Below are 16,597 nucleotides of genomic sequence, written 5' to 3' on the forward strand. Positions count from 1 at the left end.
ACGCTCTGAAGCATTTTCCATCATTCGGCCGTCACCCCGCTGCTTGCCGAACTTGATTTTTCTTGGAAAATTTCCACGGTAGTCTCTTCAAATTCAGAGGCATGTCGTATGCACTTAACGTCTTCGAATTCTTCTGGGTGCATTACGAATTCCTTGTGTGCCGCACATTTTGACTTGGCCGTTTTACAAGTGCTCAGGGGAGGCATATCAATACCCTGGATTTGTTTTGGAAAAAGAGATATTTTTGCTCGGGGAATTGCTTAATGGAAAAAAATGTTTACCCATTCAGCTCGTTCCAAGCCGATTCATCGGGAGCCGCCTTCCCGTTTTGGGACTCACCATTGGCGTTGTGGCCGTGGGCGTGGAGGCGTTAGTCATTTCGCCTCTTCTTGGGGATATCGCAATTACATTCGCGTTGACTGCTGCCAATGCGGCATGGGCGGTTTCGCTATATGGTTTGACATTGGCAGTCGTGGCGCTGGTCATCGCACTGGCCGGATCAAAAATCTCGCGCAAGAGTACCATGACTGTTGGGTTGGTTGTTTTTATACTTGCCGGGGTATTATGCGCAATTGCGACTGAATTCTGGATGTTGCCGTTGGCTAGGGCGCTCTGCGGTGCCGCAGCCGGTGCATTTCTCCCGGCTTGTTATGCCTATGTCGGCGATACCACGCCTTATGGTGACCGAGCCAAGGTAATGGGACGAGTTATGGCCGGTTGGTCACTGGCGCTGATCATCGGCATTCCGCTGGGAGGCTGGCTCGCGCAAATATGGGGCTGGCGATCCACTTTTTTAGCCGTCTCGATGTTAGGAGCTGCCGCCGCTTTGCTCGTAAATCGTTTGCCACCGACCGTTCCGTATTCGGAAAAGGGCATTTGTTCCGTTGAAGTTGAATATTCCAGTCCGATTCTCCGAAATGGGATTCCCTTCCTATTGGCGATCAATTTCTTCGATGTGATGAGTTTCTACGGCATCTATACCTTCCTGGGGGTGGTGGTGCGTGAACGACTGCGCATAGGTAGCGCGGGTTTTGGTGTACTTGTGCTCTGCTACGGCGTGGGCCTGATGTTCAGCACTTTGAATGCGCGCCTGCTTGACCAGTGGGGGAAGGAGCGTGTGCTGACCCTATGCCTTTCGGCATTGGTGATCCAACTGGCCTCGTTGGCACTGGCTGTCGGCCATCCGGGTGCGCTTGGGCTATGCATGCTTCTGTGGGGCGTGTCCCAGGGTTTTGTCCAGACCGGCACAGCGACCTTGGTCAGTCAGGCATCCGGCGGCGCACGCGGATTGGCCATGGCCTTCATGAGTTGTGGTAGTTACCTGGCGGTGGGCTTGGGTTCCCTCGGCGGAGGGTGGCTGCTTGAAGGCAGCGGGTTTGCCGCCTTGGCCTTGGCGGGAGCGGCAGCGGTGTCGATGGCTTTGCTGCTGCTCCGCTGTTACGTCTCCCGTTTCCCAGCGACATGAAAAAAGTCGGTGGCCGGCGGAGGGCCGCCGACTCGTCGCCGATCCACAGAAAAGCTTACTGGATTGATTTCAGCGCGGCGCTCGGGCCGTAGCTTTAGTGTCCAGGCCGATGCTGGCGTTGGCGATGCTGCTTTGGGGCGTCTCGCAGGGTTTTGTCCAGACTGCCACGGCAACGCTGGTGACGCAGGCTTCCGGCGGCGCACGGGGACTGGCCATGGCGGTCGTGAGCTGCGGCAGCTACCTGGCGGTGGGCGTCGGATCGCTGGCAGGCGGATGGCTGCTTCAAGGCTACGGATTCGGCGGCTTGTCGCTAGCCTGCGCCGGAGCGGCATTTTCGGCGTTGCTGCTGCACCGACCATATGTCGCCCGTTTTGCCGGCCGCCCCTGACCCTGCGCGGCGCCGTTCAGCGCCGGCCCAGGGTCATCCAGCCGGGCGGCACCATGAATGCGCCCTGCGCATTGACGATCTTCAACACGTCGCGGCAGGTTTGCCGCAATGCCGCCATGGCTGGCTGCGAAAGCTCGCCCAGGCTACCGGTCGGGTTGTGGATGTGGCCGACGATGTCCTGCAGCCGGTCACCCAGCAGGTTCCTCACCGACGCCGCGGACCACACCGTGCCGGGCGGAACGGCAGGTGCCGGCCAGTCGGCGCATCCGACCAGTTTCTGCAGTGCCAGCAGGTTGGCGAGGGCGGCATCTCCCAGAGGTGAATTCAGGACCAGGGTCGTCGCATTCAGAAAACGCTGCGTGGCGCGGGCGACGATCACCTTTTCGTTGCCGGCCAGGGGCAGGCGAAAAATGCCTTCGACTTCGCCGCCATAGACCGCCACCTGCGCCGCCTTGGCGGTCTCCTCGATGTGGATCAGCCGTTCCACGTCCGACCAGGCGCCGGGCTCGGTGAGGTCCTTGCGGTCCCCGGCCAGCCAGTCGATGCCGCCGGGGCAGGGCTCACCGTTTTCCTGTCGGGCCTGCAGGCGGAAGAACGCCGTGGAATAACGTTCGACGAGGTGCCTGGCCTGCACCTCCAATGCGTCAATCGCCCGGCAGATGTCGATGAAATGCGCGGTCTGCGGCTCGGCAAGCGCTCCGCGCAAGGCGGCTTCCGTGATGCTGTCGAGTGCATCGAACAGCATGCGTTTGTCGGCGTTCCGCAGCTGAAGATAGGCGGTAGAAACCTCGGTGAGCTGCTTCAGCAGTGCCGGAGTGGTCAGGAAGTCTTCGTCCAGGGCAGTTGTCCGGACATCGCTGTTCGGTGAGGCAAGCGAGGCGGGTGCGCTGTCGCGGCGGACGGGGCGACCGGTCGGCGGTGCCTGCTCCGGACCGTCGGGCCGATGGACGATACGGGTCGGCTGGTGGGAGCCAATGGGCTGAAGCATGGGAGTTCCCTGGGTGATGCCTGCGGGACGGGCGTGGATAAACCCTTCTATTTCAGTAGTCGCGTGCCGTCGTGTTCGCGGGTGATCCGATGCTTTGCATGCCCGGCCGAATTCGTGCCGCGGGCAAAAAAAAGCCGGCGGCCCCGAGAGGCCGCCGGCTGGTCGCCGATCTGAAAAAAACTTACTGGATCGATTCCAGCGCCGCGTTCAGCGTGGCGCTCGGGCGCATGGCCGCGGTGGCTTTTTCCAGGTTGGGGCTGTAGTAGCCACCGATGTCCACCGGCTTGCCCTGGGCCGCTTTCAGCTCTTCGACGATCTTCGCCTCGTTGTCGGCCAGGGTCTTGGCCGGACCTGCGAACTGGGCCTGCAGTTCCTTGTCTTCCGACTGGGCGGCCAGCGCCTGCGCCCAGTACAGGCCCAGATAGAAATGGCTGCCGCGGTTGTCCAGGCCGCCGACCTTGCGGGCGGGCGACTTGTCGGTGTCCAGGAACTTGCCGGTGGCTTCGTCCAGGGTCTTGGCCAGCAGCACCGCCTTGGGGTTGTCATAGGCGCGGCCCAGGTGTTCCAGCGATGCGGCCAGGGCCATGAACTCACCCAGCGAATCCCAGCGCAGGAAACCTTCCTCGACGAACTGCTGGACGTGCTTGGGTGCCGAGCCGCCCGCGCCGGTCTCGAACAGGCCGCCGCCTGCCATCAGCGGCACGATGGACAGCATCTTGGCGCTGGTGCCGAGTTCCATGATGGGAAACAGGTCGGTCAGGTAGTCGCGCAGCACGTTGCCGGTCACCGAGATGGTGTCCTTGCCGGCGCGGATGCGGTCGATCGACAGTTGCGTGGCGGCTTCGGGTGCCAGGATCTGGATGTCCAGGCCGGCGGTGTCATGGTCCTTCAGGTATTTCTGCACCTTGGCGATGATCTGGGCGTCGTGGGCGCGCTTGGCGTCCAGCCAGAAGACGGCCGGGGTGCTGGAAGCACGCGCGCGGTCGACGGCCAGCTTGACCCAGTCCTGGATCGGTGCGTCCTTGGTCTGGCACATGCGCCAGATGTCGCCGGCCTCGACGGCCTGCGTCAGCAGCACCGTGCCGGCGCTATCGGTCACGGTGACGGTGCCGGCCTTGGCGATCTCGAAGGTCTTGTCGTGCGAGCCGTATTCCTCGGCGGCCTGCGCCATCAGGCCGACGTTGGGCACGGTGCCCATGGTGACCGGATCGAAGGCGCCGTTCTTCTTGCAGTCCTCTATGACGGTGGCGTAGACACCGGCGTAGCTGCGGTCCGGGATGATGGCCTTGGTGTCCTGCAGGTCGCCGGCCGGGTTCCACATCTTGCCGCTGTCACGGATCATGGCGGGCATGGATGCGTCGACGATCACGTCGCTGGGCACGTGCAGGGTGGTGATTCCCTTGTCCGAATTGACCATGGCGACCGCCGGCAGCGTCTTGTATGCGGCCTGGATGTCGGCTTCGATGGCGGCCTGCTGCTCGGCGGGCAGCGACTTGATCTTGGCGTACAGGTCGCCGATGCCGTTGTTGGTGTCGAAGCCCACTTGCGCCAGCACGTCGGCGTATTTGGCCAGCACGTCCTTGTAGAAGACCGCGACGCCGTGGCCGAAGATGATGGGGTCGGAGACCTTCATCATGGTGGCCTTCAGGTGCATCGAGAACAGCACGCCCTTGGCCTTGGCATCCGCCACCTGCTCTTCGAGAAAGGCGCGCAGCTTGGCCTTGCTCAGCACGGCGGCGTCGATGATTTCGCCGGCCTTGACAGCGGTCTTTTCCTTCAGCACGGTCTTGCTGCCGTCGGCTGCGGTCAGCTCGATCCTGACCGTGCCGGCGTCGGCGATGAGAGCCGACTTTTCGCTGCCGAAGAAGTCGCCTTCGCTCATGCTGGCGACATGCGACTTGCTGTCGGCCGACCAGGCGCCCATCTTGTGCGGGTGCTTGCGGGCGTAGTTCTTGACGGACAGCGGCGCGCGGCGGTCGGAATTGCCTTCGCGCAGCACGGGGTTGACGGCGCTGCCCTTGATCTTGTCGTAGCGGGCCTTGACGTCCCTGTCGGCATCGGTCTTGACTTCGTCCGGGTAGGCCGGAATCTTGTTGCCTTGCGACTGCAGCTCGGCGATGGCGGCCTTCAGCTGGGGCATCGATGCGCTGATGTTGGGCAGCTTGATGATGTTGGCTTCGGGCGTGGTGGCCAGCTTGCCGAGTTCACCCAGGGCGTCGCCGATCTTTTGCCCGTCTTCCAGGAAATCGGGGAAGGCTGCCAGGATGCGGCCGGCCAACGAGATGTCTCGGGTCTCGACCACGATGCCTGCGGACTTTGCAAAGGCCTGGACGATGGGCAGCAGCGAGTGGGTCGCCAGTGCGGGGGCTTCGTCGGTCAGGGTGTAGATGATCTTGGCAGTGGACATGTCTTTGTGATCTTGCGGGTCGTGCGATCCGCTGTGCAGCAGGGATGAGAAAAACACCGAAAGGTGCCCAAGGGGATGCCAAGGCAACGGTCGGCCAACGTCCGGCGAAGTGTCGGGGGCAACTCCGCGTCAGCGCGAATTGTCGCAAAAAATGGGTGCGTAGCTCACAGACCGAAGTCTGAGTCTTATAAAAGACCTGGAAATTTGTGCGGCACCGTCAGGCGTACTCCAGAGGCAGTGCGGTGGTGTACTTGATCTGCTCCATGGCAAAACTCGAACTCACGTCCGACAGCGCGATTTCGCGGATCAGCCTTTTGTAGACCGCGTCGTAGCCCTTGATGTCGGGAACCACCACCCGCAGCAGGTAATCGACATCGCCGCTCATGCGATAGAACTCGACGATCTGCGGAATGGCAGCCACGACGGCGGTGAACTTGCGAAACCACTTGTCGTTGTGTTCGCTGGTGCGCACCGACACGAAAACGGTGACTCCGACGTTGAGTTTGTCCGCGTCGAGCAGGGCGACCCGCTGGCGTATGAAGCCTTCTTTTTCGAGCCGCTGGATGCGCCGCCAGCAGGGTGTGGTCGACAGGCTGACCTGTTCGCTGACTTCCTGCAGTGAAGCCGTCGCGTTGGCCTGAAGAATTTCAAGGATAGCCTTGTCGATCTTGTCCATGTTTGCTGCGTTTAGAAAATTGTTTTCATAAGGTACAAATTTTGAGCATGAAATCGCGAGGATGCCATCAATCAAGCCAAATTCCAGCAAAACAAGCGCAAGCGGCCTTTCTAGACTGGAGTTGATCAAACCCGCCGAACGATTGCCCTCCATGCTCACTTCCTACGATTGCGAAACCCGGCTCGTCCACGCCGGGCGCGACCCCGCCAGCCATGGCGGAATGGTCAACACACCGGTGTTCCGCGGCTCCACCATCTTGTCCTGTTCGCTCGGCGAATGGGAATCCCGCAAGCTGCCCGGCAACCCATATGCGTCGTATGGCCGCTTCGGCACGCCCACCACCCGGGCGCTGGAAACCACGCTGGCAGATCTCGAGGGCGGCTTCAGGTCCATCGTGTTCCCATCCGGCCTGGCGGCCTGCACCCACAGCCTGCTGGCGCTGGTGCGGCCGGGCGACCATGTGCTGATGACCGACAGCGTCTACGGCCCCACGCGGAGCTTCGCGCTGACGGTGCTGAAGCGATTCGGGGTGGAGACCGAATTCTTCGATCCCCTGATCGGTGCCGGCATCCGCGCACTGATGCGGCCTAACACCCGGGTGGTATTCGTCGAATCGCCGGGCTCCGCGACCTTCGAAGTGCAGGACATTCCCGCCATCGCGAGCGAAGCCCACAAGGCGGACGCGTTCGTGGTGATGGACAACACCTGGGCCAGCCCGCTGTTCTTCAAGCCTTTCGTACACGGCGTGGACATTTCCATCCAGGCCGCCACCAAATACCTGGTCGGGCATTCCGATGCGTTGCTTGGCGCCGCCACCGCCAACGAACGGGCATGGCCGCTGCTGCAACTTGCGGCCCACGATTTCGGCCAGACAGCTGGGCCGGACGATCTTTACCTGGCGCTGCGCGGCATGCGCACGTTGTCGGTGCGGCTGCATCGTCACTGGGAAAACGCGGTGTTGCTGGGCGAGGCGCTGCTACGCCATCCGCTGGTCGAGCAGGTGATGAATCCGGCATTGCGAGGCGACCCCGGCCATGGCTTGTGGCGGCGCGACTTCACGGGGGCCAGCGGACTGTTCTCGATGGCGCTCAAGCCGATCGGCCGAGATGCGCTGGCGGTGTTCTTCGACAGCCTGGAACTGTTCGGCATCGGCCTGTCCTGGGGTGGCTACGAAAGCCTGGTGCTGCCGATGGACGCACCCACGCGCACGGTGCGGCCGTGGAACCTGGCCGGCCCGCTGGTGCGGGTGCATGCGGGGCTGGAGTCCTGCAACGATCTCATCCGCGACATGCTGGCCGCACTGGATCGGGCCCAGCGCCATGCCTGATTTGCTGCAGGCGGCGAAAATCGACGCAAACCGAACTCCGCACCGAGTTCCCGAATTCTCAATTCTCGTGATTCCATGACCGAAGACACCGCTGACACCCGAGGCACCGCAGACACCGGAGGACTGGCAGCGCTGGAGCGTCGCCTCGCCCAGGACCTCCAATACCTGGGCTGGCCCGCCAAACGCTGGATGGCGGCCATCGACCATCCCGAAGGCGCCGTGCTGGACGTCGCCATCATCGGCGGCGGCCAGGCCGGGCTGGCGGCGGCGGTCGGTTTTGCACAGCAGGGCATCCACGCGGTGGTGTTCGACCGCTCTCCGGCCGGCTTCGAAGGCCCCTGGGCCACGACGGCCCGCATGGAAACGCTGCGGTCGCCGAAAGAACTCACCGGTCCCGCCATGGGACTGCCGGCGCTTACCTTTCGCGCCTGGTTCGAAGCGCAGTTCGGCCTGGAACAGTGGGCCGCACTCGACAAGATTCCACGCCTGCAGTGGATGAATTACCTGCGCTGGTACCGGCGTGTGATGGCGGTCGACCTGCGCAGCGAACACCGCATCACCGCCATCGTGCCGCGGGCCGATGCGCTGGTGCGGCTCGACCTGACCACGCCCGCCGGCGCGGTCAGTCTGCTGGCCCGCCGTGTGGTGCTGGCGACCGGACGCGACGGACTGGGCGGTGCCACCGTGCCGGACTTCGTCTCGCACCTTCCGCGCGAAAAATGGGCCCATTCTTCGGACGACATGGATTACGCACGGCTGGCCGGCAAGAAGGTCGTCGTGATCGGTGCCGGCTCGTCGTCGATGGACAGCGCGGCCACCGCGCTCGAGAAGGGCGCCGCCAGTGTCGACCTGCTGATCCGCCGCGACGATCTGCCGCGTGTCAACAAGGGCAAGGGCGCCGGATCGCCGGGCCTGACCCACGGCCATTACGACCTGCCGGACGAATTCAGGTGGCGTATCCGTCACTACATCAACGTGGTGAACGTACCGCCGCCACGCGGCAGCACGCTGCGGGTTTCCAGCCACGGCAACGTGCGGTTCAATTTCGGCTGCGCCATCCGGGGTATCGAAATGGCTGGCGAAAAACTGCATATCGACACACCCAGGGGCGTGTTCGAGGCCGACTTCCTGGTGGTCGCCACCGGGTTTCGCATCGACTGGTTCAGCCGTCCGGAATTCGCGGCCATCGCGCCCCATGTGCGCGCCTGGGGTGACAGATACACACCCGCCGCAGGCGAGGAAGACCGGGAACTGTCGGATTCGCCGGACCTCGGGCCGGCGTTCGAACTCCGCGAAAAGTTTTCCGGCGAATGCCCCGGCCTGGACCGGATCCACTGCTTCTGTTACCCCGCTGCGCTGTCGCACGGCACGGTTTCCGGAGATATCCCGAACATCAGCGACGGCGCACGCCGCCTGTCGACCGGCATCGCTGGCCTGTTCTATCGCGAAGACTTCGAGCAGCACTACGCGCGCCTGCTGGCTTATGACGAACCGGAATTGCTGGGCGACGAGTGGGTGCCGGCCTGACATGAAAATGCGAAGCGGCCTACATGTGTGGGCGCCGCACGCGCCAAAGTCGGCTGACGCGACTGCGGCCTGCCGGGCCACGGCGCCTCAAACCTCCGGGGTCTATCCATGTCACGTCTCGCATCGTTTCGTTTTTCTGGCCTGGTGGCCGTTGCCGTTCTGCTCTCCGCCTGTGCCGGGGGTGGCTTTGTCGGGGTCGGATCTGGAGGCGTAGGCCTTGTTTCAGGTCTTGGGCCTGGCGTGCAGAACGACGCGAGCGGCGTGTCGCCCGCAATGCTGCAAACGCGGCTGGGCCAGCCGTCCGGCGTGTACGCATTGCCGAATGGCGGGCAGCGTATTCAATATTCGCAGATGCCCGCGGGTAGCCAGGTGTGGAATTACGATTTCGACAATGCCGGGCGGCTGGTGAACCAGGACCAGGCTCTGCGTTATGCGAACTTCAATCAGATCGTGCTCGGCCAGACACGGCAGGAAGAAATCATGCGCAATTTCGGGCGGCCGATGCGCATCGTGCGGGTGGCCAGATTCGACGGACCGGTTTGGGATTACAAGTTCAGCGATATCAATAATCCACGGATCATCAGCATCCATATCGATCCCGCAGGCGTGGTTCAAAGAATCGTCTATACGGACATCGATCGTCGGCGACTGTTCGGGCCGGATTGACCATTGGCCTGCCGACTCGAACGCGCGTATTCGTCCATGGAAGATTTGCGCAAAAGCTTATGCGCACCGCAAATATCGGGTGGAAGGCCAGTGCTATCGTCGAATTCTGAATACTTGGCACCTAACTTGCCTTCGGACAGCATGAACTACCACACCTCCGGCCGTTCTGCGGCTGCCAGCCACCTTGTCCATCGCACCGCAGTGTGCGTTGCTGCCCTTGCATGTTTTATGGCATCGCCCGTGCGCGCACTCGCAGATGACTTTCCCAGCAAGCCCATCACGCTGATCATGGGGTTTCCTGCAGGTTCCGGCGTCGACGTGGTGGCGCGGAGCATTCAGGAGCCGCTCGGGAAAAAGCTCGGCCAGCCGGTCATCATCGATTACAAATCCGGCGCGGCCGGCAATATCGCGAGTGAATATGTCGCCCATGCCAAGCCCGACGGATACACGCTGGCCTTCGGCACGGCAGCTACCCACGGCAGCAATGCGGCGATCTACAAGAAGCTGCCGTTCGATGTCGAATCCGACTTCGTGCCGGTGGCTCCGGTGCTCGATGTGTCTAACGTGCTGGTAATCAACCCGGATGTGATCGACGTCCGGACGGTCAAGGAATTCGTGGAAGTTGTCAAAGCGAACCCGGGTAAATACAACTACGCGTCGACCGGTAACGGCGCCGGGACCCATATGGCGTTTGCGGAATTCAATTCACGCATGGGGCTGCAAATGGTGCATGTTCCCTATAAAGGCGGGCCTGAAGCCATCACCTCGGTCACCCGCGGAGAAACCTGCTGCATCATGAACCAGGTGCAGACGGTCTTGCCGCAGTACAAGGCCGGAAAGGTGCGGCTGCTGGGTGTGACCACCATCAAGCCGGTGCTGGCGGTAAAAGAGGTGCCGACCATCGCGTCCACCGGCCTGCCGGGCACCGAGGGATTCGACAGTTCGATCTGGTTCGGCGTGTTCGCACCCAAGGGGACAGACGCCAAGGTGGTCGCGAAGATCAACGAGGCCATCACCGCGGTGATGGAGCAGCCCGAAATTCGAACGAAGTTCGAAGCGCAGGGCAACAGCATCCGCATCGAAACCCCGGCCCAGTTCAAGAAGACCGTGCATGAAAACCGTCTGAAGTGGGCCGAGGTCGCAAAGACCGCCAACATCAGCGTCGATTGATTCGCAGGGTTCAGTCGACCTTGATGCCACCCAGTTTGACCACACGGCCCCATCGGGCGTCGTCTTGGGCCACGACCTTTTCGAACTCCGCCTTGCCGGCACAGGTCGTGACTGCACCGATCTTTGCAAATTGATCGCGGGTTTCGGGCAGTTGGCAGGCTTCCATCAGCGCCGCGGCAATCTTGTCGGCATGTTCGAGCGGGACCTTCGCGGGCACCATCACACCGATCCAGACCGGTACATCCATGTCCTTCAGGCCACTGGCCGCGTTCATGGTGGGCGGGTTGCCCAGGCCCTCGAGGCGGTTCTTCGAAAAACTGCCCAGCACACGGGCCTTTCCGCTTTCGACCATCGGGTCGATGGACGCAGCGCTGGTGATGATCATCGTCACCTGGCCGCCCAGCAGGTCGGTCAGCGCCGGGGCAGCACCGCGATAGGGCACATGCAGGATGTCGACGCCGGCGGCCTGGTCGAGCAAGGCGCCGGTCAGGTGCGACACAGATCCGTTGCCGGTGGATGCGTAGCTCAGCTGGCCCGGCTTGCTCTTGGCATCCTTCAGCAGCTGCGCCATGTCCTTGTACGGGCTGTCGCTGCGGACTGCCAGGGTCATCGGCGTGTCGGCAACCAGCGTGAGCGGCAGCAGGTCACGACGCGGGTCATAGGGCAGCTTCGACTGGATGTGCGGTGCCACGGTGATGGCGCCGCCGGTGGCCAGCAGCACGGTCGCGCCGTCTGTGGCCTTCGACACATAGTCGGCCGCCACGATACCGCCCGCACCCGCCTTGTTGTCGACGATCACGGGCACTCCCAGCTTCACCGTGAGTTTGCTGCCCAGGTAACGCGCGATGACGTCCTGGGAACCGCCGGCCGCGAAGGGGACGACGATGCGCAACGGCTTTTCTGCCTGGGCCGATACGGCGGTGACCGCCAGGCCGGCCAGCAGGGCGAGGGTGAGTTTGGGCAGGCGAAACGACATCGGGAAACTCCGGGAAAGAGACGGTATTCAGTTGCAGAGTCTAGAGCCTGGTGACAATGCCGCAATGTTCACACCAGACGCTTACCGCCACGCAGCCGACGTCGTGTTGATGCTGCATGTGGGTGTCGTGCTGTTCATCGTGGGCGGGCTGGCATTGGTGCTGGCAGGCGGTCGCATGGGCTGGCGCTGGGTCCGTGACCTGCCGTTCCGGCTTTTGCATCTGGCGGCCATCGCCTATGTGGCTGCCCAGTCGTGGTTCGGCATCGTCTGCCCGTTGACGCTGCTCGAATCGTGGCTGCGACTACAGGCCCATCAGGGCGCCTATCAACGAGGTTTCATCGAGGACTGGCTGCAGCGCGCCCTGTATTTCAATGCTCCGGCCTGGGTGTTCGTACTGGCCTATTCCGCCTTCGCGGCGTTGGTGGCCGCGTCGTGGTGGTGGGTTCCGCCGCTCAGGCGGGGCGGATCGCAGACTTCGGCCTGAAAGCCTTGCACACTGCGTCGTCGGTCTGCAGATAAGGGCCGCCGATCAGGTCGATGCAATACGGCACTGCCGCGAAGATGCCGGGCACCCGCTGCGAACCGTCGGCGTTTTTCAGGCCCTCGAGCGTCTCGGCGATGGCCTTGGGCTGACCCGGCAGGTTCAAGATCAGGCTCTTGCCGCGCACCACACCGACCTGCCGTGACAGGATCGCGGTCGGCACGAAGGCCAGGCTGATCTGGCGCATCTGTTCGCCGAATCCGGGCAGTTCCCTGTCGGCCACGGCCAGCGTGGCTTCGGGGGTGACGTCGCGCAAGGCGGGGCCGGTCCCTCCGGTCGTCAGGACCAGCGAGCAACCGGCATCCACCAATTCGACGAGTGCCGCACTGATGACCGGCTGTTCGTCGGGAATCAGTCGCGATTCGAATGTCAGCGGGTTCTTCAGCGCACGGCCCAGCCATTCCCGCAGCGCGGGCAGCCCCTTGTCTTCGTACACGCCGGCGGACGCCCGGTCGCTGATCGACACGATGCCGATCCTGACGGGCTCATGACTCATCGTCTTCCTCGTCGGTCTCGGGGGTTTCGTCTCCATCGTCGCCCTGCAGGTGCGAACGCACCAGCTGGAACACTTCGCGATAGGCACGACCGTGACGCGGTGCCAGGCCGGGTTTCTCGGGCACCGCATCCTTGCGGGCCTGTCGCACCAGGGCGCGAAGCTGCTGGATGTCGGTGGTCGGGAAACGCTGGATCCATTCCTGGGCCGCTTCGTCGTTGTCGATGAGCGCTACACGCCATGCCTCGGCTTCGTGCAACGACGCGGCTTCGGTGGCCGAGCCGTGTTTCTGTTCGTCCAGGGCGGTGCGGATGGCGGCGACTTGTTCTTCGTCCAGCTTGCGCATCAGCTTGCCGATGAACTGGCCCTGGCGGCGGCGGCCTTCGAAATTGGTGATCTTCTTGGCGGCCTCGAGTGCGTCTTCGAGTTTCTCGGGGAGCTGAAGCGCGATGCGGGTTTCGTTGCGCAGGCCCAGCAGTTCTTCGCCCAATGCTTGCAGTTCGGTGCTTTCGCGTTTCAGGTCAGTGCGCGTCGATTCGGTCGTGCCCTTGAGTTCGGCCTTCATCTCGAGGTCGAGTTCGCTGCCTTCGGCGACGAACTGGCCGCGGACGAAGTAGCCTTTCTTTGGTTTGCGTGACATGGGTACTACAGGGAATTCGGTAGCGCTGCGGCGGTGGCAGCAGCGCAAAAATGGGTAGCCCGCCGGCGGCGAGCGTACGGGGGAGGGCGGCAAGTATCATAGCCCTCGCATGAAAAACAAGATCTCCCAACCGGCCGCACCGGCCACGCCCGGTGGCGGCACCGATGGTTTCAGCTACAGCCGAGGCTTCTTCGAAGCCATCGTCGACAAGGCACTCGCCCATGCCAGGAAGCTGGGTGCCAGCGATGCCGGGGCGGAAGCCTCCGAAGGCTGCGGCTTGAGCGTCAGCGTCCGCAAGGGCGAACTCGAAACGGTCGAGCGCAACCGCGACAAGTCGCTGGGCGTGACGGTCTACATGGGCCAGCGCCGCGGCAATGCCAGCACTTCCGATTTCTCGGATGCGGCCATCGCCCAGACGGTGCAGGCGGCTTACGACATCGCACGGTTCACCGCCGAAGACCCGATGGCCGGCCTGCCGGACGAGGTCGACATCGCCCACGATCAGCCCGACCTGGACCTGTTCCATCCCTGGGCCATCGACAGCGAGAAAGCCGCCGACATGGCGCGGCTTTGCGAACAGGCCGCGTTGTCGACGTCCAGGAAGATCACCAACAGCGAAGGCGCCGGCGTATCGGCCCAGCAGTCGCATTTCTTCTCGGCCCATACACGCGGTTTCCGCGGTGGTTATGCAAGTTCCCGCCACAGCATGTCGGTGGCCCCCATCGCCGGTCGTGGCAACGACATGCAGCGTGACTCCTGGTACAGCTCGATGCGTGATGCCTCCGAACTGTCAAGCCCGGAAGCGGTCGGCCGTTACGCGGCTGAACGGGCGCTGTCGCGCCTGAAGTCCCGCAAGATCGCCACCACCCAGTGCCCGGTGCTGTTCGAGTCGTCGCTGGCGGCGGGCCTGCTGGGCGCCTTCACCCAGGCAGTGAGCGGGGGTGCTCTGTACCGCAAGAGCACCTTCCTGCTCGACTCTCTTGGCAAGCCGGTGTTCCCCAAGCACATCAGCATCGACGAGGATCCGTTCGTGTTGAAAGGCAAGGGCAGTTCTCCGTTCGACGAGGAGGGCGTGGCCACCAGGGCGCGCTGTGTGGTCGATGCCGGCCGCCTCGAAGGCTACTTCCTGAGCACCTATTCGGCCCGCAAGCTCGGCATGAAGACCACCGGCAACGCGGGTGGTTCACACAACCTGGTGATGCGTTCAAAACTTACCCGGCCCGACGACGACCTGGATGAAATGCTGCGCAAGCTGGGCACCGGCCTGTTTGTCATCGAACTGATGGGGCAGGGCGTGAACTACGTCACCGGCGATTACTCGCGTGGTGCCAGCGGCTTCTGGGTCGAGAACGGAAAGATCGCCTTTCCGGTCCACGAAATCACCATTGCCGGCAACCTGAAGACCATGTTCAAGGGCATCCAGGCGATCGGTGCCGACACGTACAACTACGGTGCCAAGACCGTCGGTTCGATACTCATCAACAAGATGAAGATCGCCGGTAGCTGACCTGCCGTGCAGCCGGCCTCAGCGGCCGGGTTGCTGTTGTGGCGTGTCGGGCCGTCTTTGCGGGCCACCCGGGCGCTGCATCGGGGCCGGCTGCTGGATCTGCTGTTGCTGGATCTGCTGCTGGCGTTGCGCCTGGTCCTGTTGCTGCCTTTGCAGTTGCTGCGCCTGCTGCTGGCGCTGTTGCTCAACCTGGAACTGGCGTTGCTGCTGTTCGATCTGCTGCTGCCGGCCGCGTTCCTGTTGTTGCTGCGCCTGCTGTTGCTGGCGCTGCTGCTGGAACATCTGCTCCTGCTGCTGGCGTTGCTGCTGCCGCATCAGGTCCTGTTGCTGGCGCTCCACCTGTTCCCGTTGCGCCTGCAGTTCACGTTGTCCGTAGCTGGGCTGGAAACGCTGCTGGGCTTCACGTGTCTGCTGCTGGCGCAGCATGTCGGCCTGGTGCTGGTCCTGGCGGGTCCGCTGGTCGCGTTCCCATTGGTCCTGGCGTACCCGGTCGGCCAGCGGTGCGGTGGGCGGCAGCGGCTGCATCATCGGCCGTCCCATCGTGCCCTGCGGTATCTCCTGCGGCGGGGTGCGGAGCCTCTGGCCGTCCGGGACCATCGTGACAGCGCCAGGCCGGGTTTGGTAGTAGTAGCCGTTGGTGTTGTCCTGCGCGAGTCCTGCACGGTTCAGACGGGCGATGTATGCCGGGCTGGCAGGGAACGGTGGTTTCCAGCGTTCGCCGGGGGCCAGCGGGAACCAGCCTGTCCCGGGCGGGGAGCCTCTTGCGGGCTGCTGTCCGCCGACAAAACCCACCACGGCCGGTGCATACGCCGGACGCGCCTGTTGCGGGCCGGGCACCCAGCCCCAGCGGCTGCCGGCCTGCGCCCAGCGGCCGTAATGAGACGGCGCGAATCCCCAGGGAGCGTCGTCGATCCAGGTCCAGCCCCAGGGCTCGATCCATTCCCATCGACCATTGCGGTAGGGCGCCCAGTCGGAAGCCACGCCGCGCGGATACCAGATGGGGCCGTATCGGCTGTCGTTACCCCAGTCGCCATAGGCGTCGAGTTGCGCCACGCCCGGGATGTCGGCGGAGGCATAACGCAGCGAGGACGACTGTGCGGCGAGACGGTCCCGGTCGGCCGACCAGCGTTCGAAGTTGTCGCCCACGCGGTTCGGCAAGGGTGCCGAGCCCGCCAGGGTCTGGAACGCGAAATCGCGGCTTTGCGGCGCGCTGAAGGCCTGCGCCTGGCCGTTGGCGCCATATAGGGTGCCGCTGCCCTGCTCGGCGGTCACGCGGGTGGTGTTGCGGCTGGGGTCGACATCCAGGCGCCAGCGGCCGGGCCGGTCAAGCACCAGGGCCAGATTGGGCGTGTCGATTTCCACCCGGTCGCCCTCTTGAAGCGCGCGCACCACCAGGCCGACCGTACCCGCAGTGAGCTTGACCTGGGTGGTGCGGTCGTCCAGTGCGGTGAAGGACATTTCGCTGCCGTCTCCCAGGCGGATGCTGGCGTCGCCTGCATGCAGCTCGGCACGGGCGCCGGCGGCGGTCCAGATGCGGTCACCGGTGGTCAGCGGCCACCGCGGATCGGCCGGAAGCGACTGCCGGGTGGCGGCCGACTGGAACTGGACGCTGCCTTCGCTGGCCTCGAAACGCGCGACCCTGGCAGGCGGGTCGGCCGACTGGGCAGAAGCCAGCGAAGCGACCAGCAACAGGGCAGTCGCCATCAGCGCGGAACGAAGGGGGTGGAACGTGGTGTTCATAGCATCCTGAAACGCCTGAGTCATGCTTCACGTTAACCGCCACCGGTAAATCAGCCGGCAGAAGATGAAAGCGGCGGTAACCTGCC

At 63.5% G+C, this 16,597-nt stretch carries 15 protein-coding genes; 8 read left to right on the forward strand and 7 right to left on the reverse strand.

Annotation, left to right across the window (positions count from 1 at the left end; translation table 11 throughout):
* Nucleotides 1-226: 226 nt before the first annotated feature.
* Together AC3ANW_RS09120 and AC3ANW_RS09125 are read left to right on the forward strand one after the other, a co-directional pair.
* Nucleotides 227-1,465, forward strand: a complete 1,239-nt coding sequence (locus AC3ANW_RS09120) for an MFS transporter (protein WP_488344859.1) — start codon at nucleotides 227-229, stop codon at nucleotides 1,463-1,465.
* Nucleotides 1,466-1,589: 124 nt separating this feature from the next.
* A complete protein-coding gene (locus tag AC3ANW_RS09125; protein ID WP_488344860.1) occupies nucleotides 1,590-1,853 on the forward strand; it encodes a hypothetical protein in 264 nt (87 codons plus the stop codon).
* Nucleotides 1,854-1,869: 16 nt separating this feature from the next.
* Here the strand turns inward: AC3ANW_RS09125 and AC3ANW_RS09130 are convergent, their stop codons facing one another.
* The 3 genes from AC3ANW_RS09130 to AC3ANW_RS09140 all read right to left on the reverse strand — a co-directional run bounded on the left by AC3ANW_RS09130 (nucleotide 1,870) and on the right by AC3ANW_RS09140 (nucleotide 5,924).
* Nucleotides 1,870-2,841, reverse strand: a complete 972-nt coding sequence (locus AC3ANW_RS09130) for a hypothetical protein (protein ID WP_488344861.1) — start codon at nucleotides 2,839-2,841, stop codon at nucleotides 1,870-1,872.
* Nucleotides 2,842-3,022: 181 nt separating this feature from the next.
* The gene (locus tag AC3ANW_RS09135) at nucleotides 3,023-5,248 is read right to left on the reverse strand and encodes an NADP-dependent isocitrate dehydrogenase (protein ID WP_488344862.1); all 2,226 of its coding nucleotides are present in this window, start codon (nucleotides 5,246-5,248) and stop codon (nucleotides 3,023-3,025) included.
* A gap of 217 nt (nucleotides 5,249-5,465) precedes the next feature.
* On the reverse strand, nucleotides 5,466-5,924 hold the full coding sequence (locus AC3ANW_RS09140) for an Lrp/AsnC family transcriptional regulator (protein ID WP_488344863.1): 459 nt from the start codon (nucleotides 5,922-5,924) through the stop codon (nucleotides 5,466-5,468).
* Nucleotides 5,925-6,075: 151 nt separating this feature from the next.
* Between AC3ANW_RS09140 and metC the strand changes: the two genes are divergently transcribed.
* The 4 genes from metC to AC3ANW_RS09160 all read left to right on the forward strand — a co-directional run bounded on the left by metC (nucleotide 6,076) and on the right by AC3ANW_RS09160 (nucleotide 10,614).
* Nucleotides 6,076-7,251, forward strand: a complete 1,176-nt coding sequence (metC, locus tag AC3ANW_RS09145) for a cystathionine beta-lyase (protein ID WP_488344864.1) — start codon at nucleotides 6,076-6,078, stop codon at nucleotides 7,249-7,251.
* 75 nt (nucleotides 7,252-7,326) lie between these two features.
* Complete coding sequence (locus AC3ANW_RS09150) at nucleotides 7,327-8,778, forward strand: NAD(P)-binding domain-containing protein (protein WP_488344865.1); 1,452 nt, start codon at nucleotides 7,327-7,329, stop codon at nucleotides 8,776-8,778.
* A gap of 108 nt (nucleotides 8,779-8,886) precedes the next feature.
* Complete coding sequence (locus tag AC3ANW_RS09155) at nucleotides 8,887-9,444, forward strand: hypothetical protein (RefSeq protein WP_488344866.1); 558 nt, start codon at nucleotides 8,887-8,889, stop codon at nucleotides 9,442-9,444.
* A 141-nt stretch (nucleotides 9,445-9,585) separates the two neighbouring features.
* Nucleotides 9,586-10,614 carry a Bug family tripartite tricarboxylate transporter substrate binding protein gene (locus AC3ANW_RS09160; RefSeq protein ID WP_488344867.1) on the forward strand — a complete coding sequence of 343 codons (1,029 nt, stop codon included), beginning with the start codon at nucleotides 9,586-9,588 and terminating at the stop codon, nucleotides 10,612-10,614.
* A 10-nt stretch (nucleotides 10,615-10,624) separates the two neighbouring features.
* Here the strand turns inward: AC3ANW_RS09160 and AC3ANW_RS09165 are convergent, their stop codons facing one another.
* The gene (locus tag AC3ANW_RS09165; protein WP_488344868.1) at nucleotides 10,625-11,590 is read right to left on the reverse strand and encodes a Bug family tripartite tricarboxylate transporter substrate binding protein; all 966 of its coding nucleotides are present in this window, start codon (nucleotides 11,588-11,590) and stop codon (nucleotides 10,625-10,627) included.
* Nucleotides 11,591-11,654: 64 nt separating this feature from the next.
* On the opposite strand from AC3ANW_RS09165, the gene AC3ANW_RS09170 reads away from it, so the two are divergent.
* The gene (locus tag AC3ANW_RS09170) at nucleotides 11,655-12,074 is read left to right on the forward strand and encodes a DUF2784 domain-containing protein (protein WP_488344869.1); all 420 of its coding nucleotides are present in this window, start codon (nucleotides 11,655-11,657) and stop codon (nucleotides 12,072-12,074) included.
* On the opposite strand, the gene mog is transcribed toward AC3ANW_RS09170, so the two are convergent.
* Nucleotides 12,043-12,627, reverse strand: a complete 585-nt coding sequence (gene mog, locus AC3ANW_RS09175; protein ID WP_488344870.1) for a molybdopterin adenylyltransferase — start codon at nucleotides 12,625-12,627, stop codon at nucleotides 12,043-12,045. The genes AC3ANW_RS09170 and mog overlap by 32 nt on opposite strands.
* Nucleotides 12,617-13,264, reverse strand: a complete 648-nt coding sequence (yjgA, locus tag AC3ANW_RS09180; protein ID WP_488344871.1) for a ribosome biogenesis factor YjgA — start codon at nucleotides 13,262-13,264, stop codon at nucleotides 12,617-12,619. Before yjgA ends, mog begins: the two co-directional genes overlap by 11 nt.
* A gap of 109 nt (nucleotides 13,265-13,373) precedes the next feature.
* Between yjgA and pmbA the strand changes: the two genes are divergently transcribed.
* Nucleotides 13,374-14,771: a metalloprotease PmbA gene (gene pmbA, locus AC3ANW_RS09185; RefSeq protein WP_488344872.1), complete on the forward strand. Its 1,398-nt coding sequence runs from the start codon at nucleotides 13,374-13,376 to the stop codon at nucleotides 14,769-14,771.
* Nucleotides 14,772-14,789: 18 nt separating this feature from the next.
* Here pmbA and AC3ANW_RS09190 read toward each other — a convergent pair whose 3' ends face one another.
* On the reverse strand, nucleotides 14,790-16,511 hold the full coding sequence (locus AC3ANW_RS09190) for a DUF6600 domain-containing protein (RefSeq protein ID WP_488344873.1): 1,722 nt from the start codon (nucleotides 16,509-16,511) through the stop codon (nucleotides 14,790-14,792).
* Nucleotides 16,512-16,597: the final 86 nt, after the last annotated feature.

It is taken from the genome of Xylophilus sp. PBN-3R (assembly GCF_057747805.1).

Excerpts from the sequence above, each read along its gene's own strand:
- mog (WP_488344870.1), bottom strand. The coding sequence starts at position 12,627 with ATGAGTCATGAGCCCGTCAGGATCGGCATCGTGTCGATCAGCGACCGG.
- AC3ANW_RS09150 (WP_488344865.1), top strand. The coding sequence starts at position 7,327 with ATGACCGAAGACACCGCTGACACCCGAGGCACCGCAGACACCGGAGGA.
- metC (WP_488344864.1), top strand. The coding sequence starts at position 6,076 with ATGCTCACTTCCTACGATTGCGAAACCCGGCTCGTCCACGCCGGGCGC.
- pmbA (WP_488344872.1), top strand. The coding sequence starts at position 13,374 with ATGAAAAACAAGATCTCCCAACCGGCCGCACCGGCCACGCCCGGTGGC.
- AC3ANW_RS09155 (WP_488344866.1), top strand. The coding sequence starts at position 8,887 with ATGTCACGTCTCGCATCGTTTCGTTTTTCTGGCCTGGTGGCCGTTGCC.
- AC3ANW_RS09130 (WP_488344861.1), bottom strand. The coding sequence starts at position 2,841 with ATGCTTCAGCCCATTGGCTCCCACCAGCCGACCCGTATCGTCCATCGG.
- yjgA (WP_488344871.1), bottom strand. The coding sequence starts at position 13,264 with ATGTCACGCAAACCAAAGAAAGGCTACTTCGTCCGCGGCCAGTTCGTC.
- AC3ANW_RS09170 (WP_488344869.1), top strand. The coding sequence starts at position 11,655 with ATGTTCACACCAGACGCTTACCGCCACGCAGCCGACGTCGTGTTGATG.
- AC3ANW_RS09140 (WP_488344863.1), bottom strand. The coding sequence starts at position 5,924 with ATGGACAAGATCGACAAGGCTATCCTTGAAATTCTTCAGGCCAACGCG.
- AC3ANW_RS09165 (WP_488344868.1), bottom strand. The coding sequence starts at position 11,590 with ATGTCGTTTCGCCTGCCCAAACTCACCCTCGCCCTGCTGGCCGGCCTG.
- AC3ANW_RS09160 (WP_488344867.1), top strand. The coding sequence starts at position 9,586 with ATGAACTACCACACCTCCGGCCGTTCTGCGGCTGCCAGCCACCTTGTC.
- AC3ANW_RS09190 (WP_488344873.1), bottom strand. The coding sequence starts at position 16,511 with ATGAACACCACGTTCCACCCCCTTCGTTCCGCGCTGATGGCGACTGCC.
- AC3ANW_RS09125 (WP_488344860.1), top strand. The coding sequence starts at position 1,590 with ATGCTGCTTTGGGGCGTCTCGCAGGGTTTTGTCCAGACTGCCACGGCA.
- AC3ANW_RS09135 (WP_488344862.1), bottom strand. The coding sequence starts at position 5,248 with ATGTCCACTGCCAAGATCATCTACACCCTGACCGACGAAGCCCCCGCA.